The sequence below is a fragment of the Amycolatopsis sp. genome, from assembly GCF_025464955.1.
Taxonomy (GTDB): Bacteria; Actinomycetota; Actinomycetes; order Mycobacteriales; family Pseudonocardiaceae; genus Amycolatopsis.
The window spans coordinates 34,915-56,373 of record NZ_JAODNM010000079.1 but is presented as its reverse complement, the minus strand read 5'-3'; the positions used below and the strand labels follow the sequence as shown (position 1 = coordinate 56,373).

The window sequence follows — 21,459 nt, the reverse complement described above, 5'->3', positions numbered from 1 at the left end:
GGGGGAGTATCGGGCAGATAATCGGGTGCGAACGGGCCGTTTTGCGGCTTGGCCTGGGCGGCGGCGACTTGGCCGCACCGCCCGCCGCGCCGCGCTTCCGCTGTGGTCAACATGGGGCGTGAGCTGGTGAAAACTTTAGTATGGACCGGTGATCGGGACATCGGACACGCGCAGTGAACCGGCGGGGAGAGTCTTCGGGCCCGACTTGCCCATTGTGGACGCGTAGGTAAATTGTGCGCCGAGGAAGCTGGCAGCGGGACGCGTCCGATCTCAAGTGGACTGTCCGATTTTGTGGAGTAGTGAATCATCCGAAAGGTCGAAGTTCACCACGATGGAGTGTCGCCGGTGGAGAGCCGGCGCGTTCATCCCGTGTTCACCAAGGGTCGGGAGAGACGTGCGGTTTTCACCAGTGCGGATGAAAGAACCTACCGTCGGCATGAGTCTCGTCGCGTCAGCGGCCGCGCCGGGTGAGAATGAGTTCTGAGTCCGGCTGAACCGGTACGCCCACCGCTACGTGTACGTGCTGTCGGTAGGTCTCCGCCGCCGGTGGTGCTCCCTCAGCACGGCCCGGAAAACACCAAAACAGGAGGATCGCATGGCAGGCTCAAGCAACGCCAAGGTCAATACCCAGATCATGCGCCAGGGCGCGGCCACCATCAGTGACCACGCGGACCAGGTCAAGACCCAGGAAGGCCAGGTCCGGACCACCATCGAGACGCTGATGAGCACCTGGAAGGGCACCGCGTCGCAGACGTTCGACGGTGCGATGCAGGAGTTCTACGCCGAGTGCGACAAGATCATCAACAAGCTCAAGCAGCTCTCGACGGACGTCACCTCGGCCGCCACCAACTACGACCACCACGACGACACCGTCACCTCGGCGGCGAAGTCGGCCGCGTCCAGCATGGGCGGCGGGCTTCAAGGCTTCTGATCCAGGCTCGTCCACCAGCTCGTACTTGAAAGGAATTCGCAGTGACCGGTCAGTATGAAGTTTCCTTCCCGGGTATGGACCAGGCCGTTTCGGAGGCCAAGGCCCACGCCGCGCAGATCACCCAGATCCTCGAGGACATGAACTCCCAGACCCAGTCCCAGCTGGACTATTGGGTCGGCTCTGCCAAGGACGAGTACAACTCGACCTACGCGATCTGCTACCAGGTCGCCCAGGCCCTGCCCCGGGCGGTGGACGCGGCGCGGCAGACGCTGGAGAACATCAACACGACGCTCGTCGACGCCGAGAACTCGAACTCGAAGATCTTCGCCAGCGGCAGCTGAGTTCCAGGCCGCGTTCCGCCCGGGGGTGTCGAGTCCACTTTTCGTCTCGACACCCCCGAACTAGTCACCGTGTCACTCCTTCGGGTGGCGCGGATCGCGCCCTCTTCGGTGAACACCGGGTCTGGTGCGCAGACCCGCATTTCTTGGTCGTGAAAACAGCCCGGTCGTGAAAACAGAAGTTGAGGATGTGTGAACAATGGGTGAAACAGCGAGCGTTGCGAATCCGAACTCGTCGTCCAACAACCCGCCGCCCCCGCCGGCCGGTCCGTTCAACTCGTCGGGTGACCACTCGATCCCGGACGGGGGCGGGACGTTCACCGGCCGGGGCGACGTGGCGCAGCCGCCGGCGGTCCCTGGTGGCGACACTCCGGGCAAAGGCGTGACGGCGGTGAACACGGCGGCGATGAAGACCTTCGCGACCAACCTGGCGAGCCTGGAAACCCCGCTCCAGGAACTGAAGACCTATCTGTCCGAGGTCAACGTGAAGCCGGGCGGTTTCCGATCCGCGGTGGCCTTGGAGAAGAAGACGACCGATCTGAAGACCTCGTCGGTGGACGCGGTGTCCGGCCTGATCGGCGCCATCACCACGCTGTCCGACAAGATTGCCAAAGCCGCGTTGGCGTACGACACCGCCGACGACGCGAACAACATGAGTTCGACCGACTACGCCAACTACTTCGGCCAGGTCACCACCGACGTCAACAACCTCGGCAAAAAGGGGTAGTTAGCTCCCCTTCCTGCTCGATTGTGGCCGAACGGTGTCGAAGACAGTGCTCCGGGAGTGAGAAACGATGACGGACCCCAACAACAGCGGCGGGTTCACCACCGACAGCAACGGCGTCTGGGTCGATCCGTCCCAGCTTCCTCCCGGCGGCACGGACTTCCAAGGCTGGACCTGGAAACAGATCGAGGCGGCCGTCCTCGGTGGTGGCTCGATGAGTGTCGGTGGCGACGCCGCCGACCTGGCCAGAGGCAACGTGGATCCGCAGACGCTGCAGGACGCGGCCAACACCTTCAACACCGCTCAGCAGAGCCTCACCGTCATCGCCCAGTCCATCAAGGACCAGACCGCCGCGCTCGCCGGCGAGAACGGTTCGTGGAAGGGCACCGCGGCCACCACGTTCGTGGGGCTCATGGCGAAGATGGCGGCGCAGGTCGACGGCATGGTCGATCAGCTCTCGGGCGGTGGTGACGGCTCCGAAAACGTGCCGACGCAACTCGCGAACAGCGCCAACTACCTGCAGTGGGCGCAGAACGCCATCCGGGAAATCGACAGTTACTACGCGGCGCAGGTCATCGCGCGCGGGGCGGTGCTCCCCGACGGCCGGGCCTTCATCTCGAAGTTCCCGGAAGCCGTGAAGATGATGACGGACGACATGAAGAATGTCGCCGACCAACTGGGCACCAAATACAGCAGCTTCCAGGTCAAGCCGCTCGCGGTGCCCGACACGACCGGCACCGGGCCGCCCGGCGGGGGCAACATCCCGACCCCACCGCCCGGTGGCGACATCCCGCCACCGCCGACCGGCGGTGACACGCCGCCCCCCGGGGGCGCGAACATCCCGCCGCCGCCCGGTGGCAGCGGTGGCGGTGGTGGTGGAGGTAACACGCCGCCGCCGATCAACAGCGCGTCCATCCCGCCGCCTCCGGGTGGAGGTTCGGGTGGTGGTGGCGGTGGTGGCACGCCGCCGCCGATCAACAGCGCGTCCATCCCGCCGCCTCCGGGTGGTGGCGCGGGTGGTGGCGGTGGTGGCACCCTGCCGCCGTTCCAGAACCTTTCCGTGGCACCGCCTCCGGGTCTCAACGGCTCGGGCGGCAGCGGCCCGGGCGGCAACGGCCCTGGTGGCAACGGACTGGGCGGGATCAAGTCCCTCACCACACCCCCGCCGCCGGGTGGATCGAACAGCGGTGGCGGTGGCGGTGGCGGCCTCGGCAACATCCCGCCCATCACCGGCGCGAACATCCCGCCGCCCCCTGGCTCGGTCGGCGGAAAGAACAGCACCGGCAACAACACTGGGAACAACACCGACGGCACGAAAGGCCTCGGCAACTTCCAGAACCCGAACATCGGCAACGGCCCCGGCAACAATGGGCTCGGCTCCAATGGGCTCGGCAACAACGGGCTCGGCTCCAAGGGCCTCGGCAACTTCCAGAGCCCCAAGATCGGCGGTGGCCCCGGCAGTGGTGGCACCGGTGGCGCGCCTGGCGGGATCAACGGCCACGGTGGCGGAGCGGCGCCCAACAGCCTGAACAACGACGCGATCAAGCCGGTCAACCTGCCGCAGGCTCTGCAGAACCCGCCGGTGGACAACACCAAGGCCGCCGCGCCGCCGCCGATGATGCCGCCTGGCGGTATGGGCGGCGGTGGTGCGGGTGCCGGTGCGGGCAACAGCGCCGAGCGGCCGGATTCGGCGGGTCTGCTGGGCGGGATCGACAAGCCTTGGATCAGCCCTCCTCCTGCGGGTCTCGGTGACCCGAACTCGCTGCTGAACGCGCCGCCGCTGAAGTCGGCGTCGTGGGCCCCGCCGCCGGTCAATGCCGGTGGCGGTGCCGGATCGTCGGGTGGCGCGAACAGCGCACCGGGTGGCTTCCACTCGGCTGGGGCCGACAACCTGCACGCGCCGGCCAACGCCCCGAACGACTTGGCATCCTTGAACAAGCTGACGGGTTTGACGCCGCCGCCGGCCACTGCGACTGCCGGCGGTACGCCGCCTCCCGGCACGCCGATGATGCCGCCTGGTGGCATGGGCAGCGGTGGTGGTGCCGGCGCGGCCGCGGGCAACGGTGCCGAGCGGCCGGATTCTGCCGGTCTGCTCGGCGGCGTGGACAAGCCCTGGACCGGGGCCTTGCCGCCAGGGGTCGGCGACCCGAGCTCGCTGGTGGACACACCCGCGCTGAAGTCGGCGTCCTGGGCTCCGCCGCCGGGCGTCATTGGTGGCGGGTCCGGATCCTCCGGCACGGCGACCGTTGGCGACATCGCCGGTGTCGGCGCGAACGGTGGTCCGGCCGACACGAACGGTCCGGCCGGTTTGACCGGCTTGACCGGCCTGACGGGTTTGACGCCGCCGCCGGTCACGGCGACCGCCGGTGGCACCGCGCCTCCTGGCACGCCGATGATGCCGCCTGGTGGCATGGGCAGCGGTGGTGCTGGTGCGGCCGCGGGCAATGGTGCGGAGCGGCCGGATTCGGCGGGTCTGCTCGGCGGCGTCACCCAGGCCTGGACCAGTGGGCCTACGCCTGCCGGGGTCGGCGATCCGAACGTGCTGGCCGACACGCCGCCGGTGAACCCGGCGTCGTGGGCCACGCCGGACGAGCCCGCGGGCGGCGTGCCGATCCTGCCGCCGCCGGCTGGTGCGGTTGGTACGGACGGCGGCGGCACCGAGACCGAGCGGCCGGATTCGGCGAACCTGCTGGGCGGGGTGAGCTTGCCGTGGGCGACCGGCCCAGCCCCAACCTCAGCCCTGACCCCGGTCTGGGAAGGGCCTCCGGCCCAAACGGCGTCGTGGGCGGGTCCGGCAGCGGCGCCTCCGGGTGTCGTGCCGCCGGCCGAATCGTCCGAAGTGGACGGTTCCGAAGTCGGCAGTTCCGAAGTGGACGGTTCGGCGGTCTTCGCGGCCTTGCCCGCGCAGACCGAAGCACCCGCTCCGCTCCGGCCGCGCTGGGGACTTTCGGACCCGGCGTCCGTTAACTCGGAGGAGGTTTCCGTGAGCCCGGCACACCGCAAGGAAGAAGCTGTCCCACCAGGTCAGGGCCCCGGCCCGGACACGGCCGCAGGTGGCGGCGCGGACGGGGGCGCAGGCGCGGACGGCCCGGACGCCCCGTATCCGTCCCAGAGCTACGAGGCTCTGTTGCGCGTCCCGGTGGTCCGGCCGGTCGACGCCGTAGAGGACGTTTCGTCATGGGACGTCGGGACAGCGGAGTTCCTGCCCGGGTTGCTGCCCGCAAGCGCGTGGTCGACCGACGAAACCTCGGAGGAGGTGCTCGTGCTCGACCTCGTCGAGCACAGCGACGAACCGTGGAGTCGCGAGGACGACGCCGACCTCGAGCCGATGGAGGCCGAGCTGGCCACCTACCGGCGGCGTAAGCGAGGCGAAGGCGAGGTCATCTCCAACGGAGAGTGGCCCACGTGCTCCGGTGACGACCCGCCTCCGGAACCCGAAGCGTCCGATAAGGATGCCGACGGCGAAGAGTCCGATGAGGACGAAGACGGCGAAGAGGCCGAACGTTCCATGGCGGACCTCCTGAGCCAGGACAACTCCGCTTGGGGCCGGGCCGTTTCGAAGCCGTCAGGCGTCTTGGAGTGATCCTGGACTGTGAAGTGACCCTCGACGTTGAAGTGACACTGGATCCGATGAGTGGGAAGGAGGTGCACCGATGAGCACGGTGACAGTCAAGCGCGGACCGCGGGCGGCCGGACCGGAGCGGCCGGAGGGCCAGGAAGAGCTCCAGGAGCCACCGGTGCTCGCCGAGCCCGCGGCCCGCGACTACAACTCGCTGATGATGATGCTCCCGATGGGCATCGGCTCGATGGTCATGGTGCTGTCCTTCTCCGGAGCGGCCGGCAGTTCACCGATGACCTACGTACTCGGTGGTGGCATGGGCGTTTCCATGATGGCCATGAGCCTCGGGCAGCTGACCCGGTCCGCGGGTGAACGCAAGCGGAAGATGCGCGCGGAACGGCGTGACTACCTGCGTTACATCGCGCAGGTCCGCATCCGGGCCCGCGAGACCGCCGAGCAGCAGCGTCGCGCCGTCGCGTGGAACAACCCTTCGCCGGATTCGCTCTGGTCCATGGCGATGGGGCCGCGGCTGTGGGAACGCCGGGTGAGCCACGACGACTTCGCCCGCGTACGGATCGGCCTGGGTTCGCAGCAGTCGGCGCTCGAACTCGTCCCGCCGGTCACCAAGCCCATCGAAGACCTCGAACCGCTGTCGGCGATCTCGTTGCGCCGCTTCAGCGAGGCCTACCGGACGCTCTCGGGTATCCCGACCGCGGTGGGGCTGCGCAGTTTCACCAGTGTCGAGTTCGACGGCGACCCGGGTTCGTCGGTCGCGCTGGTGCGCGCGATGCTCGGCCAGCTGGTCACTTTCCACTCCCCGGACGAACTCCGCATCGCGGTACTCACCACCGAAGCGGCTCAGCCCGAATGGGACTGGGTGAAGTGGCTGCCGCACAACGCACACCCGACGTCACGCGACGCCGCCGGCCCGCTGCGGATGCTTGCCTCCGACCACGACGAGCTGATGGACGTACTCGGCCCGGACGTCGCCGACCGCGACGACCACGACAAGGCGGCGGTGCCGACCGCCGCCGAGCCGATGGTCGTCATCGTGGCGCACCTCGCCTCGATCCCCGACTCCTCCCGGCTGCTGGGCGCGGGCCTGCGCAACGTCGTTCTGCTCGACGTGACCGGCGCGATGCCCGGTGGGCCGAAGGTACTGCGGCTGACCACCGAGGGCGACCGCGTCGAGTTCCCGGCCGGCTCCGGTGTCGGCTCGGCCCAGCGCGACGAGCTCGGGGTCGTCCAGGTCGAGGCGCTCGCGCGGCTGCTCGCTCCGAAGCGCACCAGCGGGACCGTCGACCTGGTCGACCGTCCACTCGAGAGCGACTTCGGGCTCACCGCGCTGCTCGGCATCCGGGACGTCCACACCTTCGACATCGCCACCCAGTGGCGGCCGCGGGCGGTGCAACGCGCCCGGATGTCGGTCCCGATCGGGGTGACCGAAGAGGGCGAGATCGTCGAGCTGGACCTCAAGGAGTCCGCGCAGGGCGGGATGGGCCCGCACGGGATGCTGATCGGCGCCACGGGTTCGGGCAAGAGCGAGCTGCTGCGCACGCTCGTGCTCGGCCTGGCCGCCACTCATTCCTCGGAGATCCTGAACTTCGTACTGGTCGACTTCAAGGGCGGCGCGACCTTCCTCGGGATGGACCGGCTGCCGCACACCTCGGCGATGATCACCAACCTCGCCGACGAGCTGCCGCTGGTCGACCGGATGCAGGACTCGCTGAACGGCGAGATGGTCCGGCGCCAGGAACAGCTGCGTGCCAGCGGGTACCCGTCGCTGTTCGAATACGAGAAGGCTCGCGCGCAGGGGGAGCAGCTCGCTCCCATGCCGACCCTGTTCCTCGTCGTCGACGAGTTCAGCGAACTGCTGGCCAGCAAGCCCGAGTTCATGGAGCTGTTCGTTTCGGTCGGGCGGCTGGGCCGGAGTCTCGGTGTGCACCTGCTGCTCGCGTCGCAGCGGCTCGACGAAGGCCGCATCCACCGCGTCGAAGGGCATCTGTCCTACCGAATCGCGCTGCGGACGTTCTCCTCGATGGAATCCCGCAGTGTCATCGGGGTTGCCAGCGCGTACGAGCTGCCGTCCGAGCCTGGCAACGGCTTCCTGAAGATCGACACCACGAACCTGGTGCGGTTCAAGGCGGCGTACGTGTCCGGGCCGGTGCCCGCGGGGGTCGGCGACGGCGGCTCCGAGGAGGCCCGGGTCAGCCGCGAGGTGGTCCCGTTCTTCACCCAGCCGCGGCCGAGCCTCTACATGCTGCGTCCCGAAGGCCCGGACCAGGTCGCCACCGCATCCGAGGACGACCACGCCGACGCGCTGCAGTCCACCGGACCGACGCTGGCGGACGTGTTCATCGATCGCCTGGTCGGTTCGGGACCCGCGGCGCGCCAGGTCTGGCTGCCGCCGCTGGCCGAGTCGCCGAGCCTGGATTCGTTGCTGCCCAGCGTGTTGCCGGACCCCGTCCGCGGGATGACCGTGGAGGACCCGGCGCAGCGCGGCCGGCTGCGGGTGCCGCTCGGCATGATCGACCGGCCGTTCGAGCAGATCCGCGAGCTGCTGGTGGCCGACCTCAACGGTGCCAACGGCCATATCGCGGTGGTCGGCGGGCCGCAGTCCGGCAAGTCCACGCTGCTGCGGACGCTGGTGCTTTCCCTTGCCCTGACCCACACCCCCGAGGAAGTGCAGTTCTACGGCCTCGACTTCGGTGGTGGCGGCATCATGTCGATCAGCGGCCTGCCCCACGTGGGCTCGGTCGCGACGCGCCTGGAACGCGACCGGGTGGTCCGGACGGTCGAGGAAATGCTGCAGATCATGGAGAAGCGGGAGAACATCTTCTCCGAGCGCGGCCTCGAGTCGATGGAGGTCTACCGGCAGCTGCGCAAGTCCGGCCAGATCGACGACCCGCATGGGGACGTCTTCCTGGTCATCGACGGCTGGTTCAGCGTCAAGACCGACTACTCCGAGCTCGAAGCGAAGATCGGTGAACTCGCCTCGCGCGGGATTTCGTTCGGACTCCACATCGCGGTCGCGTCGACCCGGTGGTCGGAGATCCGGCCGTGGCTCCGGGACCTGCTCGGCACCCGGTTCGAACTGCGTCTGGGTGACCCGATGGAGTCCGAAGTCGGCTCGCGCAAGGCGAAGACCGTGCCCAACCAGCCGGGTCGCGGGATGACCGCCGCCGGTCTGCACTTCCTGTCGAGCCTGCCCCGGATGGACGGCAGTTCGGCCACCGACGACCTCGCCGAGGCGACCAAGGCCGTCGCCGAAGAGGTCCAGACGTTCTGGCCGGGCCGTCGGGCGCCGGCGGTCCGGATGCTGCCGGGCACCCTGCCGATGACCGACCTGCCCCGCCCGGAGGGCGATCTCAAGATCTGCCTCGGCCAGGACGAACAGCGGTTGTGGCCGGTCTGGCACGATTTCGAGACCACGCCTCATCTGCTGGTCTTCGGGGACAACGAGACCGGCAAGACCAACATGCTGCGCCTCGCCATCCGGTCGGTGCTGGCGCGGTATTCGTCCGGGGAAGCGAAGATCCTGCTCGCCGACCCGAGCAGGCAGCTCGACGCCGAGGTCCCGGCGGCTTACCGGGTCGGCTACGCGACCACGGGCGAGGCGCTCAAGGAGCTGTCGCAGCAGGCGATCGTCTCGCTCACCGGTCGCATCCCCGACCAGACCGTCACAGCCGACAGGCTCAAGAAGCGGGACTGGTGGGACGGCCCGAGGCTGTTCCTCGTGGTCGACGACTACCAGCTCCTGACCATGGGCATGGGTTCGCCGCTGGATCCGCTGCTGTCGCTGCTCGCGCAGGGCGTCTACATCGGATTCCACCTGATCGTCGCGCGGAGCACTTCCGGTGCCATGCGGGCGTTGAGCGACCCGGTGCTGCGGCGGATGTGGGAGCTCGGCAGCCCGGGTGTCGTCTTCTCCTATCCCAAGGAGGAGGGCAAGTTCCTCGGCGAGGCCATGCCGCGCAAGCTGCCCCCTGGCCGCGCGCAGCTCGTCACCCGCCGCGGCGTGAAACTCATGCAGACCGGCTTCGTCGCCACCGGCGCCGACGCGAACACCCAGCTCGTCGGCGGTTTCCGATGAGCCCTTATCGGACAGCCTTCGGGGAGGAGCGGAAATGACCAGCGCACAACAGGCCGAGCTCTGCCGGATCACCGTGTTCGGCCCTGGCGGCCGGGCAGATCTGGCGGTTCCGCTGTCGATCTCGGTGGCGAGCCTGCTTCCGGTGCTGCTGCGGCACACCGGTGGCCGGGACGAGTTCCAGGACTCCTGGGCCCTGCAACGACTCGGTGACGCGCCGCTCGACCCGGCAGGCACCCCGGAGTCGCTGGACTGGAAGGAAGGCGAGGAGTTCTACCTGCGGCCGCGGGCCGACCCGCTGCCGGAGCTGGACTTCGACGACATCGCCGACGGGATGGCGACGGCGGTCAACCGGCAGCCTGGCCGGTGGAAGCCGGAGTTCAACCGGTGGCTCTTCCTCGGCTTCTCGGTCGGCGCCCTGCTCGTGCTCGCCCGCGTGCTGGTCTATCCGGGCACGATGGCGTTCACCACGGGCGCGGCGGCCGTCATCGCGCTCGGGCTGCTCGTCTCGGCGATCATCGCGGGCGTGCAGACCGAGGACAAGGCGTTGATCCTCCTGCTGGGACTGGGCGGCTGCGGGTTCTCCGCGTTCGCCGGCGCGGTCGGGCTCGCCGGGCTGGACCCGGCACTGGACCTACAGGGCGGTCCGATCCTGGTGGGCGGGCTGGCACTGGCGTTCGCGGGCGCGATCCTGCTGGGCGCCCGGGTCTTCTGGGCCCCGGTCATGCCGTTCATCCCGTTCGGGACGGTGGTCGCCATCGGTTTGCTGGCGGCGGTGGCGCAGTGGCTGCACCTCGGTGTCCTGCTCTCGACGGTCCAGGTCGCGGGGCTGCTCTCGGCCGTCCTGATCGGGGTGCTCGTGTTCGCGCCCCGGATCGGGATCCGGCTGGCCCGGATCCGCGGGCCCCAGCTGCCGAGGACGGCCGACGAGCTGCAGTTCGACATCGAAGCGGCGCCGGCTGCCCAGATGGTCGAGCGCACCGCCTACGCCGACGGCTACCTGACCATGGGCGCGGTCGCTTCGGCCGTGGTTTTCGCCTGCTCGTTCCCGTTCCTGATGGACCAGGGCCTGTTCCCGGCGATCCTCGCGCTGCTGATCGCGATCGCCGCGGTGCTGCGCTGCCGGGCGCTGCTCGGCGCGTGGCAGCGGGTGTCGCTGGGTGTCGCCGGCGCGTTCGGACTCGTCGTGGTGGCACTGTCGATCATCTCGCCGCTCGCCGCCGGCGGTCGCGGGGTTTCGCTCGCACTGCTGCTTCTGGTGTTCTCCTTCATGGTGATGGCGATGCTGCGACCGCCACCCCGGCGGCTGCTGCCGATCTGGGCGCACCTGGCGAACTGGCTGGAGACACTCAGCGCGGTCGCCGTCGTGCCCGTGCTCCTGCAGCTGTTCGGCGTGTACGCGTGGGCTTCCGGTTTGGCGAGGTGAGGTGAGTCGTGCAGACACAGAAGGACCACGTCGAGGCGTACTCGTTCCTGATCGGGCGGATGACCTCCGCGCTCGTCCTGGGCGACGCGAGCCACCTCGAAGTTCCCGCCAAACGGACCTGGACGGGCCTGATCGTCGGCACGGCGCTCGCGGTGCTCATCGCGGCGGGGTTCTTCATCTTCGGGCTGATCGAGCACAAAGCGGCGCCCAAGACGCCGAGCGCGCCGGCCGGGGTCGCCGCGGTCCAGCCGGCGAGCACGATCGATTTCACGGGCGGGTGAACTAGACCGGTTCCGCCGTACGTGTAGGGAAGTGCCGGGCGCTGGAGAGCGAAGCCAACGCGGGTGCCGGACGAGGAAGGATGAGGGCGAAGATGGCAATGTCTATCGTGCGCCGCCAGAGCGCGGCCGAGGGTACCGAGCTGACCAAGCAGACCGTCGGCAACGCGTTGGTGGTCCATCCTGCCGGGAAGATGACCGAAGGGGCGCAGGCGCTCGCGCTCGGCGTCGCCCCGGACACCGAGCACGACCTCGTCGTGGTGGACCTGCCGGTGAACTCGCCCATCGCCATGTGGGAGTCCGTCGCCAAGGCGCTGCCGCGCCGGCGCCGCGGTGTCCGCCTGGTGATCGGCGGCCGCTCACGGGAAACTTCCGCATTGGCCGGGCAATGGCTGTGCGAGCGGCTCGGCCGTACCGTGATCGCCCCGGACGGCATGGTCATCCCGAGCGCGGGCGGCTCGCTGTTCGTCCACTCGGGACGCGGCAGTGGCTGGGTGCGGTTCCACCCCGGCCGCGAGCCGAAGTGGGAGGCCAAACGCTTTCCCCGGCCCAGTTGGGATTCCGGGCTGACCGCCGAGATGTCCTCGACGAGTTCTCGCGGGGTCGCCGAGCCGCTGCCCGGCGGCCTGTGGATCAGGCCGGTCGGGTTCGACCAGCAGCAGCGCCACCACCGCGCGCGCCTGATCGAAGGGCTGCCGCCGCAGGACGACGTGCTGACCATCGTGCTCGGCTGCCCCGGCTGCCCGCCGCTGACCCTCGACGACGCGGCGCGCCTGTGGATCCGGCTGCCCGAGAACGTCCGGCAGAACGCGCGGTTCGTCCGCTACGGCCCGATGTCGGCCCCGAGCGGCACGACGCTCGGTCAGGCCCTCGCGGACCTGCTGGGCAAGGAGATCTCGTTCTACGCCGGGATGCCGGTCGGTAGTACCCGGTCGCCCGAAGTGCGCACGGTGCTTTTCGACGGACGGCTGGGCTGGCCCTCGTTCGCCCGCGAACTCACCTACCTGCCCCGTGGCCAAGCCGGTCCGGACTCGTTGCCGCACCTGATCAGCCACCGCGTCCCGTTGCCGGGCCTGACCGAGCTTTCGCCGGCCGTGTACTGGTGCGCGCCCGACGCCGTGATCGAGGTCGTGCAGTCCGGGCTGCTGGTCCGGTCACCGTTCGACGGCGCGAACACCGCCGCGCTGCGTGGCGTCACCCTGGACACCGCGATCCACAACCTGACCTTCGATGCCGCGAGCGCGGACAACATGGACCGGATGCGGCGGCTCGCCGACGACGTCCTCGGCAGCCTCGACCCGCTCACCCGTCGAGTGAGCCGGGTTCTGGCCGCGTCCGCCTTGCTGGCTGAGCGGACAACGACACACGTGAGCAGGAAGGCGCTGGCGGAGATCGAAGCCGGCGAGCCCGTCTCCGTGCTGTTGGCATCGAGCCCCACCGAGGTGGTGGTCCGCGAGCCCAGCGAACCCAAGCCGGGCGCTTATCGGCCGGGTGGGCCGGTCCCGTCCTTCGCCGGTCCGGTGGACCTCGCCGTCGGTGCGGTCTCCGCGCCTGCCGAGGAGCCCGCGCTGGGCATCGTCCAGCGGCTCGAACCGGTGAAAGCCGCACCTGCCGCGCGTCCTGTACCGCCTGCACCCGTTGCGCCGCCACAGATGCTGGTGTCGCCGCCGCTCACGCGGCCCGTGTCGCCAGTCTCGCCGTCGGCGCCGCTCCGCCTCGAGTCCGCTACCGGGCCGGGCGCGCAACCCGCCATCCAGTCCCCGGCCCCGCCACCCGTTGTGCCCACTGTGTCGACGGTGTCGACGGTGTCGACGGTGTCGACGGTGGACCCGGTGGACCCGGTGGACCCGGCCGCGCCGGTGGCGCCCCCGGCCGAGCACGCGCCCGTGCCCGAAGCGGCGGCCGAGTCTGCCGAGCCGGCGCCGGAAAAGCTGGAGATCCCCGTCGCCCCACCGAAGACGGATATCCGACTGCAGCCGACCCCGGAGCCCGAGGCGTCGGCGCTGCTGCCGAAACGCGGGGTGGAGCAGGAACGCACTTGGCTGCGCAAGTCCCTCGGGCAGGAATACGGCTTGATGTCGAACGGCATCGCGCGGGTCCTGTCGCAGCACCCCGGGTTCCAGGGCGCGCTGTCCTCGTCGCAGGCCGAGGTGCTGACCGATGCCGTGGCCGTGCAGCTCTACCTGTCCGCGAAGGGCGTCGCGATCGACGCGGGGCTGCGGACGGGCAAGGTCGGCCCGCATGTGCCGATCGCCCGCTGCGTGGTGGCCGGGCTGAGCCGCCTTCCGTCGCACCGGGGGCCCGCGACCTTCACGCTGTCGCCCACGGCGAAGGAGTGGAAGTTCTACCGCGCCAACACCCTGTTCACCGAGTGGGGTTTTCTCAACATGCTGGCAACGCCGTCGTCGAACGTGCCGGGCGACACCGACGTGCTCGTATGGTCGATCACCGCGCGCCGCACCAAACTCCTCGAACCTCAGCAAGGCGGCCTCGCCGACCGCGTGCTCTTCGTGCCGGGAACCAGCTTCAAGCTGCTGGAACTAAAGGAGCCCAGGGACGGCGGTCGCGGTCTCATCCTGCTCAGGGAGCTGACCGCGAGCGAGGTCGACGAGTCGGGTCGGGTCGATCCCAACCGCATCTCCCTCGACGAGCTGGCGCTGGTTTCGTTGCGGCGCGAACTCGAGGTGTGGGCCGAGTCGGATGAGCGGCGGCCGATCGACCCCGGGGCGGTCGCGCGGTTCGCCGCGCTGCCGGGATTGGTCTGAGGCGGCCAGTGGTGACGCGAGCCCGGTGCGGGCGCAGATGTGATGCGGGGCCTGCGGGCGCCGGCGGGAGAGGCGGAAAACGATGAACCGACAGCTGCTGGTGGTCGGCGGTGATCGGCCGGGTTCGTTCCCGTCGATCGGTGCGGCGCTCGGGCGCGCGCAGCCGGGCGCCACGATCAGTGTGAATCCGGGCCGGTACGAGGAGAACCTGGTCGTCGACCGGATGGTGACCCTGGTCGCGGAGCAGGGCGAGGGCACGGTCGAGGTTTTCGCGCGCGAGGGCAGTGTCCTGGTGGCGAACGCCGAAGCGGTGCAGCTCAACGGTTTCGTGCTGATCAGTGCCGACGACAAACTGGTCGCCGTCGACGTCGTGCGCGGTGAAGCGGCGTTGGACGGCTGCCGGATTTCGGGGGCTTCGTGGGCCACCATGCTCGCCAGGGTCCAGGGCTCACTCGCCCTGCGCGGGTGCACGGTGACCAGCTCCGCCGGGGCCGGCATCGTGGTCGCCTCCCCGGCGTCGAGCACGATCGAGGACACGGAGATCATCGACGCGGCTTCGTCAGGGGTCGTGGTCGCCGAGCAGGGCTCGGTCATCCTGCGCCGCTGCACGGTGACCCGCCCACAGGGCAACGGGATCTGTGTCAACGGCGACGGCGTCGCCGTCATCGAGCAGTGCGAGATCTCCGGTGCGGCGAAGCCCGCGATGGTCGTCGAGCAGCAGGGCAGCGCGACCATCACCGGACTGACCGTGCGCGAGAGCGCGAACGTCGACCTCTATCTGACCAGCCAGGGCCGGATTTCCGTTGCGGACTCGCGTTTCGTGGACGCCCCCATGCAGGCGGCCCACATCGCCGCCGAGTCCTCGCCGCTGCTGCGCGAGTGCACCTTCTCCGGGGCGGAACGGAACGCGCTGCAGGTGACCGGCAACGCCACGCCGCACCTCGTCGACTGCACGTTCGAAGGCTCCCCGGTCGCGATCCTGCTGGACGGCAACGGTTCCGCCCGGCTTGAGCGCGCCACGGTCCGCGGGTCCTCGCAGACCGCGATCCTCGTCAGCGCCGAGTCCGAGTTGCGCATCAGCGGTCTCCGGCTGACTGTCGACAGTGGACCGGGCATTGTCCTTTCCGGACAGGGAAGGTTGAACCTCTCCGACGCCTCCGTCGAGACTGGCGCCGAGATCGGGATCGACGTCACCGAATCCGCGCGGGTCACCGTCGCCGACCTCCGCGCCGGTTCCACCGCCGAGTACGCGATCGTGCTCGGCGGCTCCGGCCCCTCGTCGCTGACGTCGGTGCTGACCCGCGGCGGCGGGGTCAAGATCGACGGCGGTCCGGCCGAGAGTTCTTTGCAGGACTGCGAAATCGCCGACGCGGTGGCGGACGGCATCACGGTCGCCCCGAACGCGGTGCTGACCGCGTCGAGGTGCCGGGTGCGGGCCGCCGGCCGGCACGGGGTCTCGGTGGAGGACGGCGCCCGGGTCTCCCTGACCGAGTGCGAGGTACTGGGGTCCGGTGAGGACGGCTTCCGGTTCGAGACCAAGGAACCCGTAGTTCTCCGCAACTGCGTGGCCAGGAACAGCGGCGGCGAAGCGGTCCGCCGGTTCGGTGAAGACCGGGTCGTGGTGGAGAACCTGGAAACCGACGAGCACCGGACGGACGGCGCCGAAAGCCGTCAGGAGCCGGCCGCTATGCCGTTGTTCCCGGACTTCTCCGAGCGCGACGAGGTCAGCGAAACCCCGCGAGCGCAGGAGAACGAAGCATCCGCGGTGGTGCTCGACGGACCGCTCGGAGAGCTCGAATCGCTCGTCGGCCTGGCGGGGGTGAAAAAAGAAGTCACCGGCCTGATCAACCTCATCAAGATGTCGCAGATGCGCGAGCGGATGGGCCTGCCGATGCCGCCGATGAGCCGTCACCTGGTGTTCGCCGGTCCTCCCGGTACCGGTAAGACCACGGTCGCGCGCCTCTACGGCACGGTGCTCGCCGAGCTCGGAATCCTCGCCAAGGGCCACATGATCGAGGTGGCGCGGGCCGACCTCGTCGGGCAGTACATCGGGTCGACCGCGATCAAGACCACCGAGGTGGTCAACAAGGCGATCGGTGGCGTGCTCTTCATCGACGAGGCGTACACGCTGACGTCGCAGGCGGGCGGGTCCGGTCCCGACTTCGGCCAGGAAGCCGTCGACGCCCTGATGAAGATCATGGAGGACCAGCGCGACGAGTTGGTCGTCATCGTCGCCGGGTATTCGGGACAGATGGAGCAGTTCCTGGACTCCAACCCCGGGCTGGCGTCGCGGTTCACCCGCACCATCGAGTTCCCCAACTACAGCGTCGACGAGCTCGTCACGATCACCACCGGGCTCACCCGCAAGCACTACTACGAGCTGACCGACGACGCGATGGGCGCGCTGCGGGAGTACTTCGAGCGCGTCCCGAAGAACGACACCTTCGGTAACGGCCGTGTCGCCAGGAAGCTCTTCGAGTCGATGGTGAACAACCAGGCTTCCCGCCTGGCCTTGGAACCGCCCACCAAGGACTCGGACATGAGCAGGCTGACCGCCGAAGACCTCGCCGCGGAGATCGCGCAGATCCCGATGGCCGGTCAGGCGGCGGCCGCGACGATCGAGTCGGACCCGGCGGCGGCCGTCGGCGCGAGCGAGGGTTGGCGCCGTCTGCAGAACCTGGTCGGGCAGTCGGCCGTTCGGGCCGGCGCCGGCCGCACCCTGATCCGGCTCGGCGAACTCAAGCACGGCAACCAGCCCTTGGCGCAGAACGCGAACGTCGTCATCGGCGGTCCACGCGGGACGGGCCGACGGGAGATCGCGAAGCTGTACGCGCAGAGCCTCGCGGAGCTGGGCCTGGTGGCCATCGGGCAGCTGGTGAACTCGTCGATCCTCGACGACCTGTACCCGAGGTGGCCGGGACAGGCGGAGCGGCTGGCCCAGACCGTGTTCGACGACGCGGCCGGGGGAGTGCTGGTGATCGACCTCGACGGCGACTTCGACGCCGCACCGAACACCCCGGGCGTCGAGGCGGTCGAAGCGGTCACCCAGGCCGTGACGAAGCGTCCTGGTGCGCAGGTGGTCGTCCTGACCGGCGAACAGGGGCGGTTGGCTGCGTTGTTCACCGCAGTCCCGGCCCTGCGCACCTGCTTCACCGAGGGGTGGGAGCTTGCCGAATACAGCGTCGGCGAGCTGGCCGAAATCGCGGTGCGACTACTCCAGCGCCGCGGTCACGACGTGCCCGAGGAAGTCCGTGACGCCCTCGCCCACGAGCTCGCCGGTGCGGCACAGCACACCGTGTACGCCGCGCATCAGATGGCGCGGACTCTGTCCGCCACGGCCGCTTCACGCACGTTGGCCGCGGCGGACCTGCGCGGCGCCCAGTCACCGCAGATCGGCGCCCTGGCCCTCGGCCAGGGGCTGGCCTCGGTGAGCTGATCGAGAAGGGAAGCGGAGGAACGATGACGTCGCCTTACGAGAAAACGATGAACGACGCGCTCGCCGCGTACAAGCGGCAGCGGGAGGAGTTCTCCCAAGCGCGGAAGAAGATGGACACGGTCACGAACTCGGTGACCTCTCCCCGGCAGGTCGTCACCGCGACCGTCGGCCGCCACGGCGAGGTGCTCTCAGTGGCTTTTCCGACCAGCGCCTACAAACGGATGACTCCCGCCGAACTGGGCACGATCATCGTCAAGACGATCCAGGACGCCAGGGAGAAGTCCCTGAGCCAGTCCGCCGATCTGCTCAAGCCGATGCTGCCCGAGGGTTTCTCGGCGGCGGACCTGCTCAGCGGCAAGGCCGACCTGCAGTCGATGCTGTCCCGCCTGTCCGGCGATGAAAACGAAAGGCGCAACCATGAGTGACGGAAGCTTCTTCGTCAATTCGGACGGCCTGGACTCCAGCAAGGAAGGGTTCCACGACAAGGCGAACCAGATCCAAGACCTCGCCGTGCGCATCAACGACCTGATGAACCCCGCGCGGGTGGCCGACGCCGCGGGGAACGACAAGAACGGTCGGACGTTCGCCGAGCAGCACATCTCCGCGGTCGCAAAGATCCACGACGGGATCTCGAAGTGGGGACAGGTCGTCGGCGACACCACGGACGCGATCGGCGGGATGGCCAAGTCCTTCCGCAAGACCGACGAGGTGGTGACCGACGCCGGCGACCAGCTCGGAAAGAGCTTCCTCAAGCTCAACCAAGATACCGACTCGGCGATGACCGGTGGTGGTGGGAACGGTGGTGGTGGCGACACTCCTCCGGGGCAGCTGACGCCGGCGAAACGTTTCGATGCGAAAGTGGAGACGTCTGGCGGGACACCGCTGCAACCGGCGGTTCTGGGTGTGCCGGCGGACATGACTCCGCGAGAGTTCACGCCCGCGACGCATTTCGGTGCCGTGGAGGACACTCCTCGGAGCGTGCTGACACCCGCGACGTTCACGCCTACAACGCGTTTCGAGGCACCAGTACCTTCGGTGCCCGCGGTGGATGACTCGAAGTAGGTCTTCGAGCGGGCGGGCGGAGGTGTCGCCACGGAACTGAGGCTGGGAAAGGAGTTACGCGATGAGTCTTCAAGTCGATCCGAGTCTTGACTGGCTCTTCTACATCATCGCGGGCGACGCCTGGCCTCAGGGCGACGAGGACAAGCTCCGTGCGCTGGCCGCCGAATGGGACGAAGTCGCGCAGCGGATCAAGGATTCGGGCGAGGGCTTCGACGATCTGGCAAGGCAGGTCGTCAGTCACGTCGGCGGCACAGTCGGCGAGAACTTCACCCAGTTCGCGTCGAAGCTCTCGGGATTCGAAGGGGATTTCGCGCAGAAGGCGACCGCGCAGGCGCAAGCTTTGCGTTACCAGGCCTTGAACGTTGAGAACAGCAAGTATTCGATGATCATCGCCATGGTCGTCACCGCCCTCGACGTGCTGTGGGCGATCGCCGATCCGTTCACCGTCGAACTTGTCCCCGAAATCCTCGGCCTCGGCCGGTTCGCGATCAAGGAGATCGAGAACACCCTCCTCAAGCACGCCGCCGAACTGATCGCCGAAATGGCCCAGGAAGCAGCCGAGGAAATCTTCGAAGACATGCTCGCGCAGCTCATCCAGATCATCCAGGGAAACCGGAAGGGCTTCGACGCCCAGTCGATCATGCAGTCCGGGGTCCTCGGCGGGGTGGGCGGCGCGTTCGCGCACGGCCTCGGGCACGGCATCGGCATCATCGACAAGAAGCACGGGACGAAAATCGGTGACAGTGCGATCGGGGAGGGCGGTATCGAAGCCGCCACCGAGGTCGTCGTCGGTGGGGTCGGCGCGGTTGCCTTCGGCGGTGATACGGGCAGCATGGGCTGGTCGGCCCTCAACGGCGGGCTGAGCGGTGCCGCGTCCCACGGCGGTCACCATCTCGGCGAGCAGCTCCACCAGAAGTTCGGCGGCGGCGACCACGGCACCGTGCCGAACGGCCCCGACAAAGCTGGTCCTACCAACAACAACAGCGCTGCTGCCAACGTCGACCTGTCCCTGGGCACCCCACCGCCGACGACCTCGGGCCCGGTGACAACCGGAGGGGCAGGCACGTCCTCGGGAGGTTTCAGCTCGGGAGGTTCCAGGGGCGGGCCCGTGCCGGTCGGCGGCGGTTCGTCCCCAAGCAACAGTGGCGGCACTACAGGCGGCAATACGGGCGGTAATACACGCGGCGGTTCCTCGGTCTCGACGCCCCCGCCTGCTGGTGGGGGACTGGCCGGATTCACCTCCGGCTCGTCCGGTGGTTCGACCCAAACCGGTGGTGGCAACGGTTCCGGCGCGGGCACGCACAACTCGGATACGAACGGCCAGACCGGGAACGGTACCTCCGGCGGCCAGAACGGCAACACTTCGCCGAACAACACGGGCACGTCGAACGGCGCCAACTCTTCGAACGCCAGCAACTCCTCGACCAGTACCGGCGCGCCGAACAGTACGGGGACTTCGGGTGGCAACACTTCGCTGAACGGCAACACTTCGTCGAACGGCAATACTTCGTCGAACGAAACAAGCACGGCGAACAGCACGAACTCCCCGAACAACACTGGTTCCCCGAACAGCGTCAACGAGGCGAATTCCGCGACGAACAGCGCGAACACGTCGAACACTACGACGACAAATTCGCCGTCGAATGTCACGCCGTCACCGTCGTCGCTGAACTCGTCGGCGACGCCCACCCCGGCGCCCAACCTGTCGCCGACGCCGAACTCGTCGGTGAACACGACTGTGCCTCCGGTGTCGGACTCCACTGCCACGCCGACCCAGGCACCGAACGTGTCGGCCACGCCCAATGCCACGCCGAATGCTCCGTCGAACTCGTCGGTCACCACGAATCCGAACACCTCGACGAGCCCGAACACGAGCACCAACACCAACACCAACACCAACACGACGTCGACTGTCTCGTCCGACTCGTCGAAGGGTTCGACTCCGTCGCCCAACACCCCGGCGCCCAACACTTCGGTGAGCACGACGCCGACCCCGGCACCGAAAACGTCGGTTACGCCCGCTCCTGAGCCGAGTTCGTCGTTGAACACGACGCCGACCCCGGCACCGAATGTCTCACCGGCGCCCGCGCCGAGTACTTCGGTGAACACGAACACGGCACCGAACACCTCGGTGAACACGAACACGGCGCCTGCGCCGAACGCCGCCGTGAATAGCTCGCCCACCCCGGCGCCCAAGGTGTCGGTTACGCCGTCGCCTGAGCCGAGTTCGTCGTTGAGCACCACGCCGACGCCCGCGCCGAAGGTATCTGCCACACCGTCGCCGGAGCCGAGTTCGTCGCTCACTACGAGCCCAACGCCGGCACCGAACGTTTCACCGAACCCGTCGCCCAACTCGACGACGAATGCGAACTCGACCCCCGAGCCGAACCGGGCAGCGAGCAGTTCGCCGACGCCCGCGCCGAAGTTGGACACGACTCCTGCTCCGGCGCCAAAGGTATCGCCGAATACCTCGCCGAATACCTCGTCGGTGTCACCAACCCCTGCGCCGAAGATCTCACCGTCGGTGGATCCGAAGGCTTCGCCCGAGCCGTCGCCGGAGTCGAAGGCGACTCCGGCTCCTGCGCCGACTTCGGTCAACCAGAACCTGAAGGATTCGCCGAACACCTCACCGACCACGGACCCGAAGACCTCTCCGACTCCGAAGCAGAACTCGGACACCTCGCCGAACGCGGATCCCAAGCCGGTCACCAAGACTCCTGTTCCGGTCGCGAAGGGGCTGAAGACCAGTACGGACAGCCCCGTGCCCGGTGGCAGGCCGAGTCCGTTCAAGAGGGTCGATCCGTCCCCGGTTCCGTTGCATTCGTCCGCGAACGCGCCGAAGTCAAAGTC

13 protein-coding genes are annotated in these 21,459 nt (G+C 68.7%); 11 read left to right on the top strand and 2 right to left on the bottom strand.

The window, feature by feature from the left end:
- Nucleotides 1-595: 595 nt before the first annotated feature.
- The 11 genes from JWQ81_RS17550 to JWQ81_RS17500 all read left to right on the top strand — a co-directional run bounded on the left by JWQ81_RS17550 (nt 596) and on the right by JWQ81_RS17500 (nt 18,609).
- Entirely contained in the window at nt 596-931 is a 336-nt protein-coding gene (locus tag JWQ81_RS17550) for a WXG100 family type VII secretion target (RefSeq protein ID WP_297542777.1), read from the top strand.
- A gap of 41 nt (nt 932-972) precedes the next feature.
- Entirely contained in the window at nt 973-1,272 is a 300-nt protein-coding gene (locus tag JWQ81_RS17545) for a WXG100 family type VII secretion target (protein ID WP_297542776.1), read from the top strand.
- A 196-nt stretch (nt 1,273-1,468) separates the two neighbouring features.
- Nucleotides 1,469-1,996 (top strand): hypothetical protein, encoded by a 528-nt coding sequence (locus tag JWQ81_RS17540; RefSeq protein ID WP_297542775.1) that lies wholly within the window; start codon nt 1,469-1,471, stop codon nt 1,994-1,996.
- 67 nt (nt 1,997-2,063) lie between these two features.
- A complete protein-coding gene (locus JWQ81_RS17535; RefSeq protein ID WP_297542773.1) occupies nt 2,064-5,576 on the top strand; it encodes a WXG100 family type VII secretion target in 3,513 nt (1,170 codons plus the stop codon).
- Nucleotides 5,577-5,646: 70 nt separating this feature from the next.
- A complete protein-coding gene (gene eccCa, locus JWQ81_RS17530; RefSeq protein WP_297542771.1) occupies nt 5,647-9,645 on the top strand; it encodes a type VII secretion protein EccCa in 3,999 nt (1,332 codons plus the stop codon).
- Nucleotides 9,646-9,679: 34 nt separating this feature from the next.
- Nucleotides 9,680-11,068 carry a type VII secretion integral membrane protein EccD gene (gene eccD / locus JWQ81_RS17525; RefSeq protein WP_297542769.1) on the top strand — a complete coding sequence of 463 codons (1,389 nt, stop codon included), beginning with the start codon at nt 9,680-9,682 and terminating at the stop codon, nt 11,066-11,068.
- 8 nt (nt 11,069-11,076) lie between these two features.
- On the top strand, nt 11,077-11,349 hold the full coding sequence (locus JWQ81_RS17520; RefSeq protein WP_297542767.1) for a type VII secretion protein EccB: 273 nt from the start codon (nt 11,077-11,079) through the stop codon (nt 11,347-11,349).
- Between the two features lie 92 nt (nt 11,350-11,441).
- Nucleotides 11,442-14,111 (top strand): hypothetical protein, encoded by a 2,670-nt coding sequence (locus tag JWQ81_RS17515; protein ID WP_297542765.1) that lies wholly within the window; start codon nt 11,442-11,444, stop codon nt 14,109-14,111.
- A gap of 82 nt (nt 14,112-14,193) precedes the next feature.
- Nucleotides 14,194-17,547, top strand: coding sequence for a right-handed parallel beta-helix repeat-containing protein (locus JWQ81_RS17510; RefSeq protein ID WP_297542763.1), 3,354 nt, complete (start codon nt 14,194-14,196; stop codon nt 17,545-17,547).
- A 23-nt stretch (nt 17,548-17,570) separates the two neighbouring features.
- A complete protein-coding gene (locus tag JWQ81_RS17505; RefSeq protein WP_297542761.1) occupies nt 17,571-17,972 on the top strand; it encodes a YbaB/EbfC family nucleoid-associated protein in 402 nt (133 codons plus the stop codon).
- Nucleotides 17,965-18,609 carry a hypothetical protein gene (locus JWQ81_RS17500; protein ID WP_297542759.1) on the top strand — a complete coding sequence of 215 codons (645 nt, stop codon included), beginning with the start codon at nt 17,965-17,967 and terminating at the stop codon, nt 18,607-18,609. The genes JWQ81_RS17505 and JWQ81_RS17500 overlap by 8 nt, the downstream gene beginning before the upstream one ends.
- Here JWQ81_RS17500 and JWQ81_RS17495 read toward each other — a convergent pair.
- Both JWQ81_RS17495 and JWQ81_RS17490 read right to left on the bottom strand, forming a co-directional pair.
- The gene (locus JWQ81_RS17495; protein ID WP_297542757.1) at nt 18,551-19,543 is read right to left on the bottom strand and encodes a hypothetical protein; all 993 of its coding nucleotides are present in this window, start codon (nt 19,541-19,543) and stop codon (nt 18,551-18,553) included. The two genes, JWQ81_RS17500 and JWQ81_RS17495, sit on opposite strands and share 59 nt — an antisense overlap.
- Nucleotides 19,495-21,318, bottom strand: a complete 1,824-nt coding sequence (locus tag JWQ81_RS17490; protein WP_297542755.1) for a hypothetical protein — start codon at nt 21,316-21,318, stop codon at nt 19,495-19,497. Before JWQ81_RS17490 ends, JWQ81_RS17495 begins: the two co-directional genes overlap by 49 nt.
- Nucleotides 21,319-21,459: the final 141 nt, after the last annotated feature.

What these genes read in the sequence shown, in the direction of transcription:
- JWQ81_RS17540 (WP_297542775.1), top strand. Translation starts at nt 1,469, where the DNA reads ATGGGTGAAACAGCGAGCGTTGCGAATCCGAACTCGTCGTCCAACAAC.
- JWQ81_RS17505 (WP_297542761.1), top strand. Translation starts at nt 17,571, where the DNA reads ATGACGTCGCCTTACGAGAAAACGATGAACGACGCGCTCGCCGCGTAC.
- eccCa (WP_297542771.1), top strand. Translation starts at nt 5,647, where the DNA reads ATGAGCACGGTGACAGTCAAGCGCGGACCGCGGGCGGCCGGACCGGAG.
- eccD (WP_297542769.1), top strand. Translation starts at nt 9,680, where the DNA reads ATGACCAGCGCACAACAGGCCGAGCTCTGCCGGATCACCGTGTTCGGC.
- JWQ81_RS17515 (WP_297542765.1), top strand. Translation starts at nt 11,442, where the DNA reads ATGGCAATGTCTATCGTGCGCCGCCAGAGCGCGGCCGAGGGTACCGAG.
- JWQ81_RS17510 (WP_297542763.1), top strand. Translation starts at nt 14,194, where the DNA reads ATGAACCGACAGCTGCTGGTGGTCGGCGGTGATCGGCCGGGTTCGTTC.
- JWQ81_RS17550 (WP_297542777.1), top strand. Translation starts at nt 596, where the DNA reads ATGGCAGGCTCAAGCAACGCCAAGGTCAATACCCAGATCATGCGCCAG.
- JWQ81_RS17535 (WP_297542773.1), top strand. Translation starts at nt 2,064, where the DNA reads ATGACGGACCCCAACAACAGCGGCGGGTTCACCACCGACAGCAACGGC.
- JWQ81_RS17500 (WP_297542759.1), top strand. Translation starts at nt 17,965, where the DNA reads ATGAGTGACGGAAGCTTCTTCGTCAATTCGGACGGCCTGGACTCCAGC.